Below are 17,660 nucleotides of genomic sequence, written 5' to 3'. Positions count from 1 at the left end.
TTAGCTAGCCATTTTGGTGTTCACAACATTCGACATTTCATGCACAAGCTGACGGTAGTCACGAGTAAACTGTTGAGTTACAGTAGCTAACGCTTCACCCATTTCACTCATTGTGCGGTTTATTTCTTGCTGCATTTGTAAGTCCAGAACTTCGACCTGTTTCTCAACAGCGCTTCCTGTACGCCCTACAGATTCGGTAATTTGATCTTCTAAACTATCAAAGGTTCGACGAACCGCTTGTGCTTGGACTTGGAAGACGTCTTCTAGAGTCGTCTCTAAACGGTCCTGAAGCTTGGTGAATGCCGCAGTTGTTTCAGATTGAATGTCACGAGTGCTGGATAATAACTCTTGGTTTGCTTCTTTCAGTACCTTACCCGTCTCTCGCGAATCTTCTTTAATATCCGCAACTAGAACGCGCAATTGGCCATTTAACTCTGTGATTGAATCTTCTAAGTGTTGGCGAATCTGTTCAGTAGTATCGGTTAGATGACTAGTTACATTACTTAGACCACCGGTTGCTGTTCCTACTTGCTCTTGGATATCGGAAGAAGCTTCGACCAGTTTACCTCCAATATCATGAGCACTTTGCGTCAGTTGAGTAGAGATTTCCTGCGCACCAGACTCAAGGTTAGATCGCATCGCTGACATACTGTCATCGGTTGTTTTTGCAAACTGTTCTGATGCAGTCGCTAAAGCAGTAGAGATTTCAACAGTTTTGCTATCCAAGTTAGCCGTTAAATTATCAGCACCTTCACTGAAACGTTGATTCAAATTATCAACACCTGTTTCTATATTAGTGCGCATATTTTCAACACTATCTGTTGCTGTAGTGCTAAAGCTATCAATTATGCCCTGTGATTCTTTGAGCATTTTTTCGTAATGATCGGATGCGGCTTTAACAGATGTATCAATTGTTGACATTGTAGAGTCAAGCTGTTGTTTGATTTCTGGCATTGCCTCTACAGCTTTATCTCTAAGCTCAGAGAAGCCTTTCATCCGCTCTTCTAACTCTGTTACTTGACCATGACCAAGCTCCATTACTTCATGCAGCTTTTCCATAGTTGCTGGTATAGTTTCTGCACGTTCATTAATGCTAGCAACAGACTTCTCTGTAGAGCTAATCGCATCTACACCTAACTGATATTTTGTCGACATATCTTCTAGTTGTAATCGGTAATTCTCTTGCCATTCCACTAGCTTCTTAACTGATTCGTCAAGGCGCTTAAAGTTTTCACCGAATTGTTCAGTGAGCTTGTCATTAAACTCTACAATCACTTCTTTTAAAGCGTTGATCACTTGTTCAGTAGCTGACTTTGATAACAATTCTCCAAACTCATTCATCTTGTTCCATAGTTGATTAGCAAACTGTTCATCATTTACTTCTTTTTGCTTTAATTGCGCTATGACATTTCGATTTCCGTCATTAATATCGGTACGCAAGTTTTTGATTTGAGAAGTTAACGACGAATCTTCTGTACCTTGAATTGAACTAACTAACTGCTTTGTTGATTCAAGTTGTGCATTCATCACATTGTAAATTTCACTTGGCCCAACATCTTCAATTACTTCCGCATCAGTTCGTGTAAGAAGACCATTTATCCCTTTAAACAAGATAGATAGAAACATACCAACTAAACTTGTTAAAAAAGCCGTCTTCAGGCCAGCCAGCAACAAAGTTATTGAGTCATCAATATTCGCGGGGTCAAACTCCATTAATCCAACAACGATACCAGTGAATGTTCCTAGAATACCTAACGATGTCAGTAGATTTGGGCAGCTAGCCACAAAGCCGGAATAGGCCGATTTATAACTAAAAAATAACCCCAAGCCGAATACTGCCATGATGATTAGTATGAATAGATCCGATATGGCGGCTGCGGTGTAAGCGGCGATCATAGAAGCGATGAAATCTGACATTATTTATTTTTACCAAAGTTTGTAGTTAGTTAATGGGGTTCCGTTTCCCGCGTTTATACCCAGTTCTTCACAGCAGTACTTATAGTGCTTTGGAGCTATTCCGTTCACTGTAGATCCATTCGCATGGGTGTTTTTCGACCTAAGTAAGTGAAAGTCGTTCCATTTATTTTTCTGTTCAATGTACTGGTTAACCTCATGTAACTGAGATGCTCCAATACGATGGAAAATCTTTATATAATTACTTAATTGCTCTTCTTCACTGTCTGAAGCTCTAGCTGTGCTAGTACTAATAATATGATTCTCAACACTCCCCTTACTTTGTAGGGAAGGTACAGGGACATTTTCTTGACTTACATTTCTTCCTAAATACATCTCAAGAAAATTACAATCTATCGAAATATTTTTAATCAGATACCCAGACAATGAAGTCGACAATATGGTTTTTACATGATTTGAGTACTCAATATCTATGTAAAAACCACCAAGGGGTCTAGAGATAACGTTGAGTACCTCCCCTTTGCCCCATTGACGATGGAAAATTGATATCGAATGTTCAGGTCGAAATATGTCTGCTAAATTGAACAACGGATCTGACAGCAAAGCCATTAATTGCGTATCAACATTTTCCACGTCGTCAGTCTCCTAGCAACTCAGGTACATCTGTAATGCCAGAATCACCGATTGTATTAACACCATCTATTTTGGTGCCGTCACAATCTATAAAGATCTGCCCATTTCTTCGTATTTGAGTACACTCGTCAGGAATGATTTCAACTTCTTTCTCAACAATAGTTTCAACTTCGACTTCTTTTTCAATGATTTTTTCAACTTCAACTTCTGTTAATACTTCCTTAATTAACGGCTCTTCAGTAGCCCAGCGATAAGCTCGATATACACCAATAGCTAAAAGTGCCGCAATAAGTAATAGGACAAATGCTTTCAGTAATTGGTTTAGCCAAAATGCCGCTCGCTTTTGTTTTGTACGCCAACGGCGCTCTTTCGCTTTCGAGTTCAGTCTTTCTTCGGCTCTTTCTAAATCACGCAGTTTTGAATCAGCTTCATACTGCATCGCTTTAAGTTTCTCTTGCTCAATCGCTAAACGCTGCTGAGCATGAAGCGCTGATATTGCTTCAGCATGTTCATCACTTAGCGTTGCAGTACTTTGATCTGTTTTTGCATCTGCGATATCGCTTACTAATTTTTCACTTTCCAACAGCTGCTTTAAACGCTCAGTTTCCTGTTCAATTTCTTCTAGTTCCGTCTCGTGTTGTTTACGCTGCTGAACTCGTTTCCATTTCAGTCTGTTCCACTCTTGAAGTTTCGTCAGATCCAGGCTTTGCATTTAATAATTCCTCTAGCTCGTTTGCTGTAATATCTTCTGGGATTGGGACAATTCGTTCGTGAATAATAATCTGTGGTTCTTTAATTATCATCGGTTCACTAACTTTATGAATTTTGTCGATATATACAGGTACTTCTATCTCTACAGGAACTTCTACGATTTTCTCGACAATTTTTTCGACTTCTTTCTCTATTTCAACTATTTTTTCGACTTCTTTTACTACTTCAACTTCTACATTAACTATTTTTTCGACTTCAATAATTTTATCTACTTCAACTTCAACAGGCACTTCTACAATTCGTTCGACTTCTTTTTCAACTTCGACAGGAACTTCAACAATTTTATCTACTTCAACGGTTTTTGTTCTACGATGTGCCCATACTCGAAAATATTTAATCATGCGATTATAAAATGCTAATCGATAGTCCTTTTGCTTTGTCTTTTTGTCTTTCTTAGCTCTTCTAATTTCTTTATGCTCTTCGGTATTAAGGCTTACCAACAAATTCAGAATAAAATACACAGGGTAAATAATCATAGAAATAAACGACACGAATACACCAAACGGGTTACTAGGTGTTAGGCCAAACCAAGATGACACTTGTAATACTATGCTCTCATACACTTCTTTCTTTTGGTTAAACGATGTTTCAGTGCCAGCATAGCTATTTCGTGACTCTACAATTTCAAGCTCCATACCTGATACTCTACTATCGATATCAATAAGTTCACTTTCGAGTCTACGTATACGCTCACTGTTACCTTCTTTATCTTTTTGGTGAACCTCCATGTTATGTGAAAGTGTATCGATTTGCTGTTGATAGTTTTCAACCGAAACTCGACAATCTTCAACAGCATTACAATCAAGTTGGGTTAAACGTCTGTCGCTCGATTTAGTACTTAGTTCAGATATTTTTTGATTACTTTCTGATAGTGATATATCAATACGTTGATTTGAAGATCTTAGATTCGAGAGCTCTCCCGATATATTTCCTCGGCGTACTTCTAAGCTATTTATTAGCTCGTTACGATTATCATTGATGACAATTTCACTCTCAACAGTACTAATCTCACTTGTCGCTAGCGAGTTAAGGTAACTGTTAATCCCTGAATAACATAAAAACCAAAATGCTGGCACCAAAATGAATATCATCATCTTTAGTAAGCGACTTGTCGTATACCAGTTTTTGATTACCTGAGAAGTCCAAACCAATACCGCAGCTTCAGTAAAAAACAGGAGTGCGGAGAAAGGGTTTATCGAGAAATCGTCGTTAGGAAATAAAATATCGTAGCCAAGTATATTAAACCATACGATTAGAGCACCTAATATGAACAACATTATTTGGATCAACATGTCATCATTATGCTTATTTGCTTTTTCAATCATTTATAAATATCTACCGTTAAGTAATCATTAGCATCTTCCGTAGTTAAGATTAACATGTCATCCCGACCGTAATTTTTCATAAACTTATTAAATAGTGTAGGGTCGCCATCGATCTCTTTCCAAAATGGCATATACCTTTCATACATGGCTGAAATAATTTCAGGCGTATCTTCTATTTGGGGAAGATAAGGTCGATGAAAGCCTACCTCAGCACCAGACTGCATTCTTTTAGTTGTGCCTGACGCAAAAATGAACCCACACGCGGAGTAACAACGCATGTGCTTGTCACTATCTGAGCTCCAATTATTTTCTTGCATAAAACGACCTATAAGCATTGCCTCATGCATCAGACCACCAGGGCTATGGATCATAATTCGATCTAGCTCAATATTGCGGTGTTTATAGTGGTCAACATAGCGTATAAACTTTTGAAAGGTACCTTCTGCTATTTTACCTTCGCCGTATAAGTAGTAACCCTTCGAATCTTCACCAAGCAAAAACATAATATCCATACTTGCTGATAGTGGATGTTCTAAATGCTCAGGGGCTTGGATACTTGGTAACGTTTTGGGTAATTTAGCCTTTTCGACCTCTTCGAAGGGAGGGTGAAAATCGGGTTCTTTTACCCCTTCACTCGCCTGAGGTTTCTCTTCAGTAACAGTATTACTTTCGATATTAGGTTTCTTTTCATTCCCCTTCTCGCTTTCTGGCCCTAAAGGTGAATTAGATACATTATTTGTCTCTGGCTGTTTTTCAGTTTTGGGGCTTTGTTCATCTTCAAGGCTACGCTCATTTGGGCTCTCGTGCTCCAAAGTCAGAGTATCTGCTGTAGATAACTTTGTTTTATTTTGCACGTCTTGATTAGAAGCGAACTTGCTTTCTTCCTGCACCTCGTCACGACGTTCATTGACTGAGGATGCTAGGCCACTGTTGGTTGTAATAAGCTCAGATGACTGAGTCACATGAGAATCTGACGTACAGCCAAACAACAGGCTTAAAGGCAATAGGCTAAACGCAATCACGCGATGATTTGACATTATATTATGCTTCACTATTTTTAGTGTCATCTGTTGTATTCAAAGAGTCAGCTAATAAGCGGTTAACTAACCAGTTAATACTTCTATCTTGCTCTTCTGCTAACTTTTGTATCTCTGCAAATACTTCTTCATCAAAACGAATTGTTATACGTGGTTTACTCATTATTACCTTTCACTACTATGGTGCTAACTGGTGCAGTATAAATAAGTTTCTTTTTATATCTGGAATATCAGTTATTCCAATATGCGTTATTAGAAATGATACCCATTCTTAAATATCACTTCTGATAGCAGTAAAGCCTAAAACTGAGCTCGACGCTAGACACCATAAAAACAAACTATCACTACATGGCACCACTATGGTGCGAGATGATGCATTCTAACTACACATACAAAAAAGTAATTGATCCAGATCATATAAACAACAATAAACAACATGGCATACGATAAAGACTCAGCTTAGTACACTTGTATCTGTTTCAGGTGGTTGCCAAACTGATCTTGGTAGACATAGATAGGCCTTAGATTTACATCTCGGAAAGCTTTAAGTAGAGGTAATGTTCGATATTGATTATTCATTAAAGCTTGCATCTCATCCCAATAGATTCTCATTAATTCGGGATTTTGCGTACCGTTGGAAAAGCCTTCTTTCGCAAATTCTTTATCTAGCTCTTTTAAATCAAGAACCATCATATAGATAAAATCACAATTTAATTGATTACCATGAGTCGTAATTACTTGTGTCGCTCTATCAATAGTTTGTGGCATATGCGCATTGACCTGGTTAGATAGATCCGGTAGTACATTACAGATCTCTGACGAAGGCTTTGCTAGAGCAAATGCAGATGCTAATAAAGTGCTAATTGCTAGTAGGTGAACTTTCATAAATTACTCTTTTGTCATTTTAAGGGGACGACTCAACGTTTCTAAGCCGCTTCCATTCGTGAAATGATCGCCTCTAAAGGCAGATCTTTATCGCGAATTAGTGAGATGACACTTTCGATATCCTGCTCTCGGTTTAATGCTAACGCCTGGTTGATATCGTCAATGAGGGTCAGTGCTTGTGATTTGTTTAAACCACGTAATAGGCTAACTCGATCCGTACTATTCATTACCGCCAATTGCTGAGCAGAGTTTTTAGTTTCTTTGGTAGGCTCAATTTTGCTTACTACGGATTCAGAGTTACCACGTAACATAGTTTTCAAGATCGGTTGCTCTTGCTGCGTATCTTTAAGCAGTAGTTCAGGGGCGTTGATTTCGTTTAATTGTGCATCTTCCGAATTGCTGCCTAGCTCAATGTTGGAATCTTCTAGCTCTGATTTAATGTACTTCTCTTTACCTTGGAGTAATTCAGAGTAATAAGCAGGCGTTGGTAGCATAAAATTGACATGCCTTAAAATGGCCGATTCAATCTCTTTCATCTCTTTTGGCTTGATGTAACCGCCCTGCTTTCTGTTTTGCAGTACGATGGAGATGGCATGCTTCACAGCATCAATTCGTAAAGGTTTCACACAATTCACATCAAGTTCACCAAGAACCCGTACTTCTTCCTGCGTTTTCATGGTAGGAATTCGTACGCGCAGTGACTTAATGCAGGTGTCGATTAGCTTGTCATTCGAACTTAGGTTAAACGTTTTTTGGATTGTACTCTTACTAGGCTGTTCTAGCTCTGAGTCATCATCCAGTTTAGCCAAACGTATTTGCCTTTTCACTTCTGCCATAAACTGATTAATTGATTTGTAATCTGATGGCGTACAACCCGTATAAATGGGCTTTGGTACACCATCTATTAACACCTTAAGGTGATTGGTTTGTGTTCGTTCATAAGAGAAAGGCGTATGAGTGCCCAGTAGATCATTAAGAAATTTGATCGCACGTTTTTGGTATTTGCTGTAGCTCGCTTGCTTGCACATAGTATTGCCTCTCTAGTGAACGATGGGTCGTTGTTGAGAGGTATGGTAAAGAGCATATTGTTAACAACGTAGTTTATAAGCTTGTGATGTGAGCTCATTACATGTTCATAAGCTTATGAAAACATACTTTGATTAGATCTACTTATACTTTTCCTTAGTAGACTAATGATAATATTGTTATAAGGTGGACTTTCTTGATATGAAGTATGGACATGTCCTACCGAATCAATAAAATCATCACCTCTCAATATTGTTTCCTTTGGTTCTACTATGTCTCAGTCTCAAATCTCCGTTCTAGTTAAGTGTAACGAGCACTGCAACATTGATTCTTTTCCGTTGCGCTTTGGTTTTACACTCAACGAAGATAATGACTGTATTTTACTGCTAGAAGATAAGCCAAAAACTGACCGACGTTTTGAAGACCGATTAATCTATCAAGCGACGATGATCCACCCAATAACCAATGAGCGTTATTCAGGTACTTTTGTTGTCAGAGAGTCTGCTAAGGGTAAAGTTCTAGTAACGGCTTGGAGAAACGATATCGAGACTGAATTTTATCTATCTGAAGTTATGAAAATGCTCAGGAAGTCTGGTGTTTTATCGACGCAGCAATTATTAGATTTTCACCCTAATTATGAGAAAAAGAACCTTAATTCTCATGCAGATCTAGTCCTAGCACTTTCTGCAAATAAATCCGCCCTTCAGATACAGAATATACAAGAGCAAGCACAATTAGCTGTTAACAGAACTGAAGCGTTATTGCGCGAGTTAACGTTAGAGAATACACACCTAAAACTTCAAAATACCGCTCTAAAGCAGCAAAATGAAATAACAGAGCTGCTTGAAGAAGTTCGTTCTAAGAATATGTCAGGATTTTGGATTGGCATGAGCGTGACTTTAGCCGCTGTAATATTTGCGGTAGGCTTTTTCGTGCTAGGTAGCAATATAAAATCACCTGACAGCAATATTTCATCCGATCAGAATGCGGTTCAAGTAACAACCACTAGTGAAAGCCTATGGCCACCAGCCTATGCCGTTTCTACCAAAAATGCTATTAACCATGTAGATAGCGCAAAAACCGTGTGCGGTACCGTTACTCAGGTGACTGACTTTGCTAAAGGAACGTATCTGAATCTAAACAAAAGCTTCCCGAACACGCTATTTACGGCTGTAATTTGGAATTCAGACAAAGAACGAGTACTGGATGAGCAGCACTCATTTCATGGTTTATTAGATAGTAAAGTCTGTGTGTCAGGTAAAATTTCAAGCTTTAACAACCGAGCTCAGATTGTGGTTAAGAGTAAAAGTCAGTTGGTGTGGTATTGATTACTAAACTAATAGAGTAGCTTCTCAAATGATCTATCCTCACAATAAACTCATCGTCTTTAATGATAAGCTATGATTTACTATAACTATCGGAGTTTGTGGAGGTCATCATGAAAGAGAAGCTAGGCGTAGGCGTTCAAGCCTATTGCGACTGGATTGATTCTAATATCATTAATATAGCCTATGTTGGCTCTGTTTTAGTCGTGATTCTTACGCTCATCATTAATTTCATATAGGTGTATCTTTCCTAAAACGTTGGCTTCATTACTGATCATGGTGTTTTTCTAGAAACGCTAGTGCCAAATCTATCGCTTCATCGATTTGAGGCTTTACGTCTTCAAATCGCTCAGTAAGCGGATCTATTTTTGAGGTTTCAGCTTCAACAATGACGGACTTACCTGAACGGTATACCGACAATCCCTCATCTGGGTATTTTTCAAACTTAGCAACTATCGCCTCATATTGTTCTGCTTGACCAAAAAACATCAACTTAACTGCATTACCATATATTTGGTGAACGATTTGGGTATTCTTGTCCATGGGATTAGGAAAGAAGCGTATCCAAGTATTGCCTGGTGCCCTTGGCTTTGATGTCTCTGGGTTTAATTGCGGGTGATTGTCTTGCACATACTTGAGGTAATCTTTCGCAAAGTTTGTCATCTCATCGCTAACCGCAGCTTTGTAACCACGACGATTTTTCTCTATAGCCTCTTTAATAAAGTTTGCCCGATACACTCCACGCTCATCACCTTCAGAGACGAAAACGGCCATGATCTCTTCATATGCAATGCTGCTATCGTAACTTTCAGTATTGGCATCCAAATATTTCTTTGGGGCTATTAGACAGGTTTTGAAGTCAACCCAACGTCCATGTTCGATGCCCTTTTCACCGCGCTTTGTATAGCGAAGTCCTTGTTCAGGTTGAGCTGATGCATCAATCTTATTTTCAATGAGTATCGCTTGGTCAGAGCCGTCATCAGATTGATAAATGAAAACCAGATCGGATTCACCTAACGTAGGGTCGATAACAGAGTGCCACGCTCCCACTTTTCGTATGATGACAGGTTGGCACAGCACCCGAGTAACAAACCAATGAGCAAAGCGGGTAGAGATATTGAGCTCCTCAAGAATAAGTAGATCGACATCTCGCTCGTTTATACTCTGCAATAACTGTAAATCAATCATTAACTACTCCAATTACCTGTTCCAACTGCTTCGAAGTGCCTAAAGGCAGTCCTGCCAATGTCTTCATTAAAACTACTCCAAACAATCTGATTTTAGATGTGGCAAATATGCAGCATTTCTTGCTCAAGAATTTGCATAAATAAGAATACCCCCACTAAAAATCAAAACTTATTGAAGCAAGATCACACAGTCATACAGAAATAGGCACTCATTTTCTATGCACTACCTAGCATATATAGAAAGTAACAATGTGAGTCTTTATTATGATGAAATCTTTACCAATATCTAAATTACAAAAATTAGAGCCACCTTACCCAAATACGGATCTCTTCAATAAGCTGAACTACCTTTATGAAGAAAATGGCACCTCAATGGTCGACATGCTTACGGAGTCTATCTCGCCAATCAAAGTGCTCGTTTCAAAGAAGAAAACGTATCCTACCCAGAACATCGATGAAATAAAGTGGTTACAAAGCCATAACCCTGACCTTGAAGTGTCTACAATCATCCTAGGCAATGCTAAAGGCATCGAACAAGTTCAAATTGCGATTTACAAGAACTACTTCATTAAACACCTGTCTGAATACGATTGCAAAGACCTTCACGGACTCGAGAAAAGGTGGCAATCAACAGGGAACCACCGTCCAATTTTGAATCAAAAGCAGCATACAGAAATGCTCCGGTGCGAAAGAAGTCTAACTCGTCGTCACGCTGAAAAGCTTAATAAGACTCACGAAAATAATATACAGGTACCAAGTAATACAGTCAGCTGGGACGCCCTTACAAGAGACATTCCAGAAGATACTTCTAATCGGGCTGATTAGTAATGTGGTTTATTGAAACGGCAGGTTCTTCTCAACACACAATAGAAACGCAGGTTAATGATGTCCAAAAGTTATGCCGCGAGCTTTCTAGCGTCCCCACCTTAATCGACTTCGATGAGACTGAGATAGAGCACTCTCTGTTAAGCCTTAATAGGTTATGCCCTCTTCCCGATACACTGCCTTTCCCTTTCTCTTTTAAGACGATTGCCCATCAGCTATTAGATACTTATATTGAATTGGATCAACAAGTCAACACGTTGCTAAAAAGTCATATTGCTGTCATTCGCAAAGTCATCGATGGTTTATGTGACGCCGCTGACAGTATAGAAGCGTTCATTCCTGCTAAAGCGGAGCGTAATGAATTGCAATCGATACTGACCCTTAATCCTGAATATTGCACACTGTTATTCATCCAATCATTTCTCGACCGAGAATCACAAAAAGCTTGGCTGACTTTCTTTGTGCGATTGCAAAATACCTCTTCAGATATCACTTATCAGCAGTGGCTCGAATTTGATAAAGTACGCCGAAGAATCGTCGAGTTCCCTATCCAAACAGATGAGCTTACGAAGATGAGTAACCTGAAGCTGGCTTCCTACTGCAAAGATAATTCTGACCTTTCTCCATTTTCTCATTTATTAATACGTGTGCGTAAACGGCCTAACAAACCAAACCCTCGCCTTCCATTTAAAAGTGATAATGAGCATGTAAAAGAGCTAACAACCCTTGATGGCAGAAATGTAACTGTATTCACTCCAGCTGATATTGAGGGAAATGACAGCACTCCGTTTTTCCATCAGAATGAATGTGATGAGTTATTAAATAGCCCTGCATTAACTAAAGAGCAGGCAAAGCGAAAATATCGCCAGGCTCAAGCTGGAATTGAGAATGCGATTGCCCGAGCTAATCGTTCACTGCCAATGGTGCAATCGGCGCTTACTCCTAGCGAAGTATCTGCGTGGCTACATTACCACTGCCCAGAGTTTTTTGAACATAAAATGAATCAAACGATAGAAGGAGAACGTTCCTATTGGTTTCTTTTCTTCTTCAATCTATTCACCGGCAAAACCAACATCAACCCTCTTGTGTTCAACGAAAATAGTAAAAGTGATGACTTAATTGATAAGAATACTAGTCATGCCTATAGCCTATTCTACAAACTAGACCGAAAGTCATCCTGTACTGCCTTTTTACGCATAGGAACCGCACTATTTAAAGGCAAGCAGCCTGATAAAGGTTCTAAGCACTATTACTCCACGAAATCATTTGTTGATATTAACCTGCCATACCCGCTGTGCACTCTGTTGAGTCTTATCTTAAGGGCATTACCGTCTTGTAAAAGAGATGGGGATGAGCTGCAAACGGTACTTTCGGTCAAGCCATCAGACTTGCGAGATTGGCTAAAAAAGAAATCAAAAGCAACTAAGTCCAATTTTTCTTTTAAAGTTACGCCTAGTCGGCTATTTCGATCTTTCCACAGCTTCGCCAACCAAAAAATGCCGTCTGTCTATCGTCAATACCTTCAAAGAAATAGTAGCGTCATCATGCACTATTCAAACTTCGATACGACCTCAATTAACCGCTCTCTTTATGAATCATGGTTTGAGTTTCTTAAAGTTCTTGGAATGAGTGATAACCGTGACTGGTCAACTGAAACCAAAGCCACGTTGATCGATGATTTTTCCTATCATGACCATATTGGCAGTGCGATAACGCTTAGAGAACGTCTGTTACCGGATGTGTTTCACGCTATATTATCCCCATTAGTAGAGGCCGAATTAGCGAGCTTATCCTCTAGCGAAATATGCCACCGATTAGCAATATACATTCATATACGAGCGGCGATAGAGTTGGCGTTACGTCCGGTAGCGGAGCCCTACGCTCGTGCCAAAGACATTGCGTGGAACTGCGGCGTGATGACAGTCCAAGACAAACGAGTTCATCATAGCGAGGAAAAAAGAGTCATCGTCCTCTCACCAGAGTTAGTTGAGGTGTTAAAAACGTATCAGGTATTTTGTAAATCCATCTCGGCTGAATATCAAGAAAACAAGACAGCTTGTCTTTCTGTTCTACTCGAAGACAAATGGCAGTCTTTAAGTAGCCGTGTTTTAAATCAGCTTTACAAACAATACCTTGCACCCTTAGAGCATGGTACGTTCCGACATCTCAGTGCGCATCAGGTCACTCAGCTCAACAATGGTTCAAACAATCAGTTTAGGCAAGAGCTTCTAAACCAAAAGATGAACCACTACAAACGGGGGCAAAATCCATTATCTCAGTTCTCCCTATGCTCGATCTCTCGATTGGCTAGCATACAGAAAGCATTGCAAAGCGAAATTGAAAGCCTCTCGAGTAACCCCGATGTACTTCTTTCATGGAAAGCCATTCGTAAATGGGATAAAGAAGCTTGTAAGGTTATGGCAAGCTTTAAACGGAGGCATTGTCGTGTATGAGCACTCTACAAGAGTGGATAATTAAGCTTAGTCGTACCCTTTCAGACACAAGTACATCTGAGTATCAAGATGCTCTCGTTTCTGTTTGTTATAGAATCTATGATTCCCACCCTCAACTATTCTCTAGTCATCGCATAGCCAGGAAAACATACTTCAAAGAGATCTCAAAACCACTTGCTAGACTTGCTGAAACCGCTGATGAACTTCAAGCAACCACACAGGTGCTTGAACAATTGTACCATCACCACAACCAGTTTAACCCTGAACTCATAGCCCCAAAAGTTCTCATGCCATTGCGTGATGAAAAACCAATTCTTCATGACAATACGCCGCCGCTTGCTGTCATTGAGCACCTTGCTTATGTTTTGTCTTATTTTCACCCAACATCAAATCGACTTAAATTCGCTGGTTTTGACGTTCAAAAAGCAAGCCTTGGGCATGCTATTTTGACCGTTGCGAACAAAGCAAATATTACCAACTTATCAGCCCTCAATGAGCTTATTAAACTCCCAATGGAAAAATGGCAGATCATTAATGGTTCAACATCCGTGGCAAGTGCATTTATCGAGACTACCAATCAACGAGTTTATCTCGTTGATGAAGCCATTCTCGCCATGCAACGAATACATCTAGAAGCTCATGGGGTTAGTGATAAAAAGTGCCAATCATTAATACGTGACGCCATAGTTGAGTGGCGTACCTTCGCTATCAATACTAGTAGCAGCCCACAACAAGAAAACCTACAAATGCTCTCTGTTGATAAGGTGATTAAGTACCTCTCTTTTCTTAACCGAAGTTGCGGTTTAGATGAGCAATGGAACAAACATATCGCTACACAGAATCATACCTTTCTAAGGTGCTTTGCCGGACACAATGAGCCACATAAGCAGAAAAATAAAGAATGGAAAACAATAGAGTCATCGACAGAGTTCATTTGGGAGCCAGTTGCTAATCATTCAATTAAGCACGACGAGCCAAATCACGAGAAGCTTAAGTCTATTCTGGCTCACTTTAAAGAACAGTCACAAAGCGAAGATCGTCGTTCTAAAGATTACAAAATAGCAAAAAAAGAAATGCTTGCCCTGGTAAATAGCAAGTACTGTTGGTCTGATGCTCTTGTCATCAATTGGATCACTTCACTGTTTATATTCGGCTCACCTTGGAAAGATAAACTGGCTGTAAGTACACTTTTGTCCTACTACTCGACCATTCTTCGCTTTGTACAAGCGGCCTGGTTAGACCCGGAAATCTTAGCCATTCCATTAACCCAGTTTCACACCCAATGCCAAATAGGTATTAATCAAATCAAGAACTCTGAAGAGCAGCGCACTGTCATACGCTTTCTCTCTTTTTGTCTTCAATATCCTAAATTTCGACAAATCGATGTCGATGGCTTTGATTTGCTCAGCTATCAAGGTATTGCTCGTGCACATTACATACCACCCGCAATGTTCGATGATATCTGCTATCGATTTTACCCGACAGACTCAACATCAACGCTGCCTATCGTTATCATCATGCAGCTCTGTTATTACGCTGGATTGCGAGAAGATGAAGCGCTAAGTCTTCTAATCAATGATATCGATTTTAATACCGGCTTTATCTATATCACTGACGGTAAAAAGCGAAAGTCTATCAATGCTGTACGAAAGGTTCCTCTTGCACTTCTACCGGAACAAATTCTCAATAATCTAGTTACCTATACCAATGAGCAGCACCGTGCAGCCTGGTCTAGCGGCAGCAATAATCTTTTTGATTCGACTCACTATGCTCGACTAGAAAATGAGTTCATACAATTCATGCGCAAAGAGTTAAACGATGACACTTTGGTGACGCACTCATTAAGGCACTGTGCAGCGAACAACTGGGTCTATTTACTGGCTATCATTGCTTTTGAGCCGAAACAGATACCGAAGCTCTACTTCAACCAACATTCGTTATTTTCACCAGAGCAACAAGCCAGAATAAAACTCGCTTTCGAGCTTTGTGGACAAACCCTCTCTCCCTATTTTCCAATCATAGATTGGGTCAGTGAGAAACTTGGGCACGCATCGGCCGCTACAACACTTGGTAATTACATACACCTACTTGATTGGATAAGCTTGATTATCAATTACAGTAAAACACCAATCACAAAGTCGGCCATACGGTATTGGTGTGCAAATTCAAACTACGGCTTCACCCGGCAAAAGCAATTTCTGACCGACATTGATGAAAAATCGAAGTCAGGAGTAATCGATAGCGAATACCTAAGAGTTTGGCTATCAAGGCATTGGCAGCAAGCAAAACATCACCCAACATTATTCCCTAGTAACCCTAACCAAATAACACAATCTAATGGGACACTGTTTACTCAATTTACACGCGAAATCGAAAAACAAGCCAAAGGAGTTGCTGATGAATGTTGTAATGAAGAAATCTTAAAGTGGCTCAAAAACATCAACAATCCGCCAACTGTATTTGTTCCTGAAGCAAACCAAGTTACGCCGTGGCTAAAGCTGAGTTTATCTGCCAATAGTTGGGTTTCACTGTCAAAATCCGAACTAGTTAAACAAAAGCATAGAGTACTCAAGTATCTCAAGCTGAAAAGAACTAAAGACAAAACCTCTACGTACCGAGATCTACACACCGCACTACAAATATACAAGATGCTGAATCTTGCCCCTTTCACCATTCGAATTGAATCAAGTTCAGAGTGTAGAGCACTCATTAGTTGGAAAGCCCTTCTCGAGCGTTTTGATATCAATCCATACGTTGTCGACGGAACAGGAAAAACCAATGCACTACTACGCCCTTATCGACTGTATTGGCCGTTATGGAATGATATCGACGCCATTCTTTTACAATTCGCCAACTATCTCGACTTTCTAGTTGCCACTTATGAGGAGAAACCATGATGAAAGATTATCTGATACTAGAAGAGAACTTTTCTCTTGGTTTCCTTAAGCTTTTTGCGACAAAAGAAATAGACCAACAAGAGGTGGGAATGCATATCGATATAACCAATAACATATTGAAAATTAGCAATCACCTTTCATCGGGATCTTCCACAGCTAAAACGTATTACTGGCCTATCATCGAGACAAACTTGATACAGGGTTGTTATTTCGAAGTGCCAGCCAAAGTCTTTATAAACATTTTAGAAAAGTTAGGCGTTCAATACCCTATATCAGTGACGCTCCTTAGTGAGCGTAAATTTGAGCTCGCTTCCCATATTACCCTGCCCTATCAACAGATGTCTTTATTTGATAGTGATGAAATTCCTAGAAAACCAAAACTTCAAAATGAAATTGATTATTATATAGATGTATCCCCTTGCGAATCGCTAACCCAATATCATCAAGCACAACCACGATCTGGCGTGGGTTATTTAATAAATCATTCCGATCTAAGAAGAATGCTCTCAATGGTCTGTGAGCTATCTAAGGAAGGAAATAATAATAGGCAGAAGAGTGAGATTATCCTATCGCCAGAGTTTATCGACGATAGATGGAATCTCAACTTGTTCTCTAATAGCTTAGGCAAGTCTTGCTCATTAAACTCAAAGGTAAACCTAACGAGGCAAAGCATCGAGACACCAATTCAAAATTGCCATATCAGTTTTGAATGTATGAAACTTCTAAACGAACTTGCCAGTGTATTACCAGGCAATATTAGAATCGAAACGACAAAAACTCGCATAATCGTCTCTCAAGGCAATTGTGTGTGTTCATTTTCTCAATCCCAAAATACATGGGATGGTCAAAAGCTAGCCCAGGAGTTGCGGTTTCTAGATCTAGAGTTATTCACCTCAATGTCGCTACAAGACCTACCGTATACGTTACCAAAACTCAATGTAGCCAATGAAAAGAAGAAAGCGAGGCTAATTCTCAGGTCAGACCCTGGTAGCACATCAACAACGCTTAGCATTAGCCAAGACCATGGAACTTCAAAATGGACTACAGATCTCCCACTATTGTCAGACGCAATACCTGAACCACTTACGTTGAGTCTATGGTCATTTGAAAAAGTCATAAATTACTATAGGGGCCAGGACGCCTATTTTTACTTCGATGCTCAAAGAAGGCGCCTAATTTTTACCGACAAAACGAATTGTGAGTACATAGTGCTTAAGTTTGAGGCTATTTGATTTTTCGCAATAACTTCTTTGCTGCCTTGGATTGCAGCACGACAAATTCCCTAGGTGATCACACACCCTTAATCGGCCTTGTAACTCATTTTTGGACAAAAGTGAGCTAGGGTCTTTTAGCTAGCACACTAATATAGGATTAGTAAATAT

At 39.6% G+C, this 17,660-nt stretch carries 15 protein-coding genes; 6 read left to right on the top strand and 9 right to left on the bottom strand.

Features of this window, described 5'->3' with window-relative positions; genetic code table 11:
- The 8 genes from L4D20_RS03730 to L4D20_RS03695 all read right to left on the bottom strand — a co-directional run bounded on the left by L4D20_RS03730 (position 1) and on the right by L4D20_RS03695 (position 7,593).
- The gene (locus tag L4D20_RS03730) at positions 1-1,917 is read right to left on the bottom strand and encodes a hypothetical protein (protein ID WP_428800200.1); all 1,917 of its coding nucleotides are present in this window, start codon (positions 1,915-1,917) and stop codon (positions 1-3) included.
- A 9-nt stretch (positions 1,918-1,926) separates the two neighbouring features.
- Entirely contained in the window at positions 1,927-2,547 is a 621-nt protein-coding gene (locus L4D20_RS03725) for a hypothetical protein (protein WP_428800199.1), read from the bottom strand.
- Between the two features lie 4 nt (positions 2,548-2,551).
- Positions 2,552-3,259 (bottom strand): hypothetical protein, encoded by a 708-nt coding sequence (locus L4D20_RS03720; RefSeq protein ID WP_428800198.1) that lies wholly within the window; start codon positions 3,257-3,259, stop codon positions 2,552-2,554.
- Positions 3,189-4,643, bottom strand: coding sequence for a hypothetical protein (locus L4D20_RS03715; protein WP_428800197.1), 1,455 nt, complete (start codon positions 4,641-4,643; stop codon positions 3,189-3,191). The genes L4D20_RS03720 and L4D20_RS03715 overlap by 71 nt, the downstream gene beginning before the upstream one ends.
- On the bottom strand, positions 4,640-5,680 hold the full coding sequence (locus L4D20_RS03710) for a COG3904 family protein (RefSeq protein ID WP_428800196.1): 1,041 nt from the start codon (positions 5,678-5,680) through the stop codon (positions 4,640-4,642). The genes L4D20_RS03715 and L4D20_RS03710 overlap by 4 nt, the downstream gene beginning before the upstream one ends.
- A 4-nt stretch (positions 5,681-5,684) precedes the next feature.
- Positions 5,685-5,843, bottom strand: coding sequence for a ribbon-helix-helix protein, CopG family (locus L4D20_RS03705; RefSeq protein ID WP_017036375.1), 159 nt, complete (start codon positions 5,841-5,843; stop codon positions 5,685-5,687).
- Positions 5,844-6,139: 296 nt separating this feature from the next.
- Positions 6,140-6,565: a hypothetical protein gene (locus L4D20_RS03700; RefSeq protein ID WP_428800195.1), complete on the bottom strand. Its 426-nt coding sequence runs from the start codon at positions 6,563-6,565 to the stop codon at positions 6,140-6,142.
- A gap of 41 nt (positions 6,566-6,606) precedes the next feature.
- Positions 6,607-7,593, bottom strand: coding sequence for a hypothetical protein (locus L4D20_RS03695; RefSeq protein ID WP_428800194.1), 987 nt, complete (start codon positions 7,591-7,593; stop codon positions 6,607-6,609).
- Positions 7,594-7,863: 270 nt separating this feature from the next.
- Here L4D20_RS03695 and L4D20_RS03690 point away from each other — a divergent pair, with 270 nt between their 5' ends.
- On the top strand, positions 7,864-8,919 hold the full coding sequence (locus tag L4D20_RS03690; RefSeq protein WP_428800193.1) for a sulfatase: 1,056 nt from the start codon (positions 7,864-7,866) through the stop codon (positions 8,917-8,919).
- 110 nt (positions 8,920-9,029) lie between these two features.
- Positions 9,030-9,155: a hypothetical protein gene (locus tag L4D20_RS03685; protein ID WP_428800192.1), complete on the top strand. Its 126-nt coding sequence runs from the start codon at positions 9,030-9,032 to the stop codon at positions 9,153-9,155.
- A gap of 28 nt (positions 9,156-9,183) precedes the next feature.
- Here the strand turns inward: L4D20_RS03685 and L4D20_RS03680 are convergent, their stop codons facing one another.
- A complete protein-coding gene (locus L4D20_RS03680; RefSeq protein WP_428800191.1) occupies positions 9,184-10,104 on the bottom strand; it encodes a PD-(D/E)XK nuclease superfamily protein in 921 nt (306 codons plus the stop codon).
- Between the two features lie 263 nt (positions 10,105-10,367).
- Here L4D20_RS03680 and L4D20_RS03675 point away from each other — a divergent pair, with 263 nt between their 5' ends.
- From L4D20_RS03675 to L4D20_RS03660, 4 genes are read left to right on the top strand one after another with little or no spacing between them, the layout of a single operon-like run.
- Positions 10,368-10,928 (top strand): hypothetical protein, encoded by a 561-nt coding sequence (locus L4D20_RS03675; protein WP_428800190.1) that lies wholly within the window; start codon positions 10,368-10,370, stop codon positions 10,926-10,928.
- Between the two features lie 2 nt (positions 10,929-10,930).
- Complete coding sequence (locus tag L4D20_RS03670; RefSeq protein ID WP_428800189.1) at positions 10,931-13,381, top strand: hypothetical protein; 2,451 nt, start codon at positions 10,931-10,933, stop codon at positions 13,379-13,381.
- Positions 13,378-16,278, top strand: coding sequence for a tyrosine-type recombinase/integrase (locus L4D20_RS03665; RefSeq protein WP_428800188.1), 2,901 nt, complete (start codon positions 13,378-13,380; stop codon positions 16,276-16,278). The genes L4D20_RS03670 and L4D20_RS03665 overlap by 4 nt, the downstream gene beginning before the upstream one ends.
- Complete coding sequence (locus L4D20_RS03660; protein WP_428800187.1) at positions 16,275-17,510, top strand: hypothetical protein; 1,236 nt, start codon at positions 16,275-16,277, stop codon at positions 17,508-17,510. The genes L4D20_RS03665 and L4D20_RS03660 overlap by 4 nt, the downstream gene beginning before the upstream one ends.
- Positions 17,511-17,660 lie beyond the last annotated feature (150 nt).

The sequence above is a fragment of the Vibrio kyushuensis genome (assembly GCF_050337325.1).
GTDB lineage: Bacteria > Pseudomonadota > Gammaproteobacteria > Enterobacterales > Vibrionaceae > Vibrio > Vibrio kyushuensis.
Note: the sequence above shows the minus strand (reverse complement) of the source record. Positions and strands in the feature narration are given on the sequence as shown.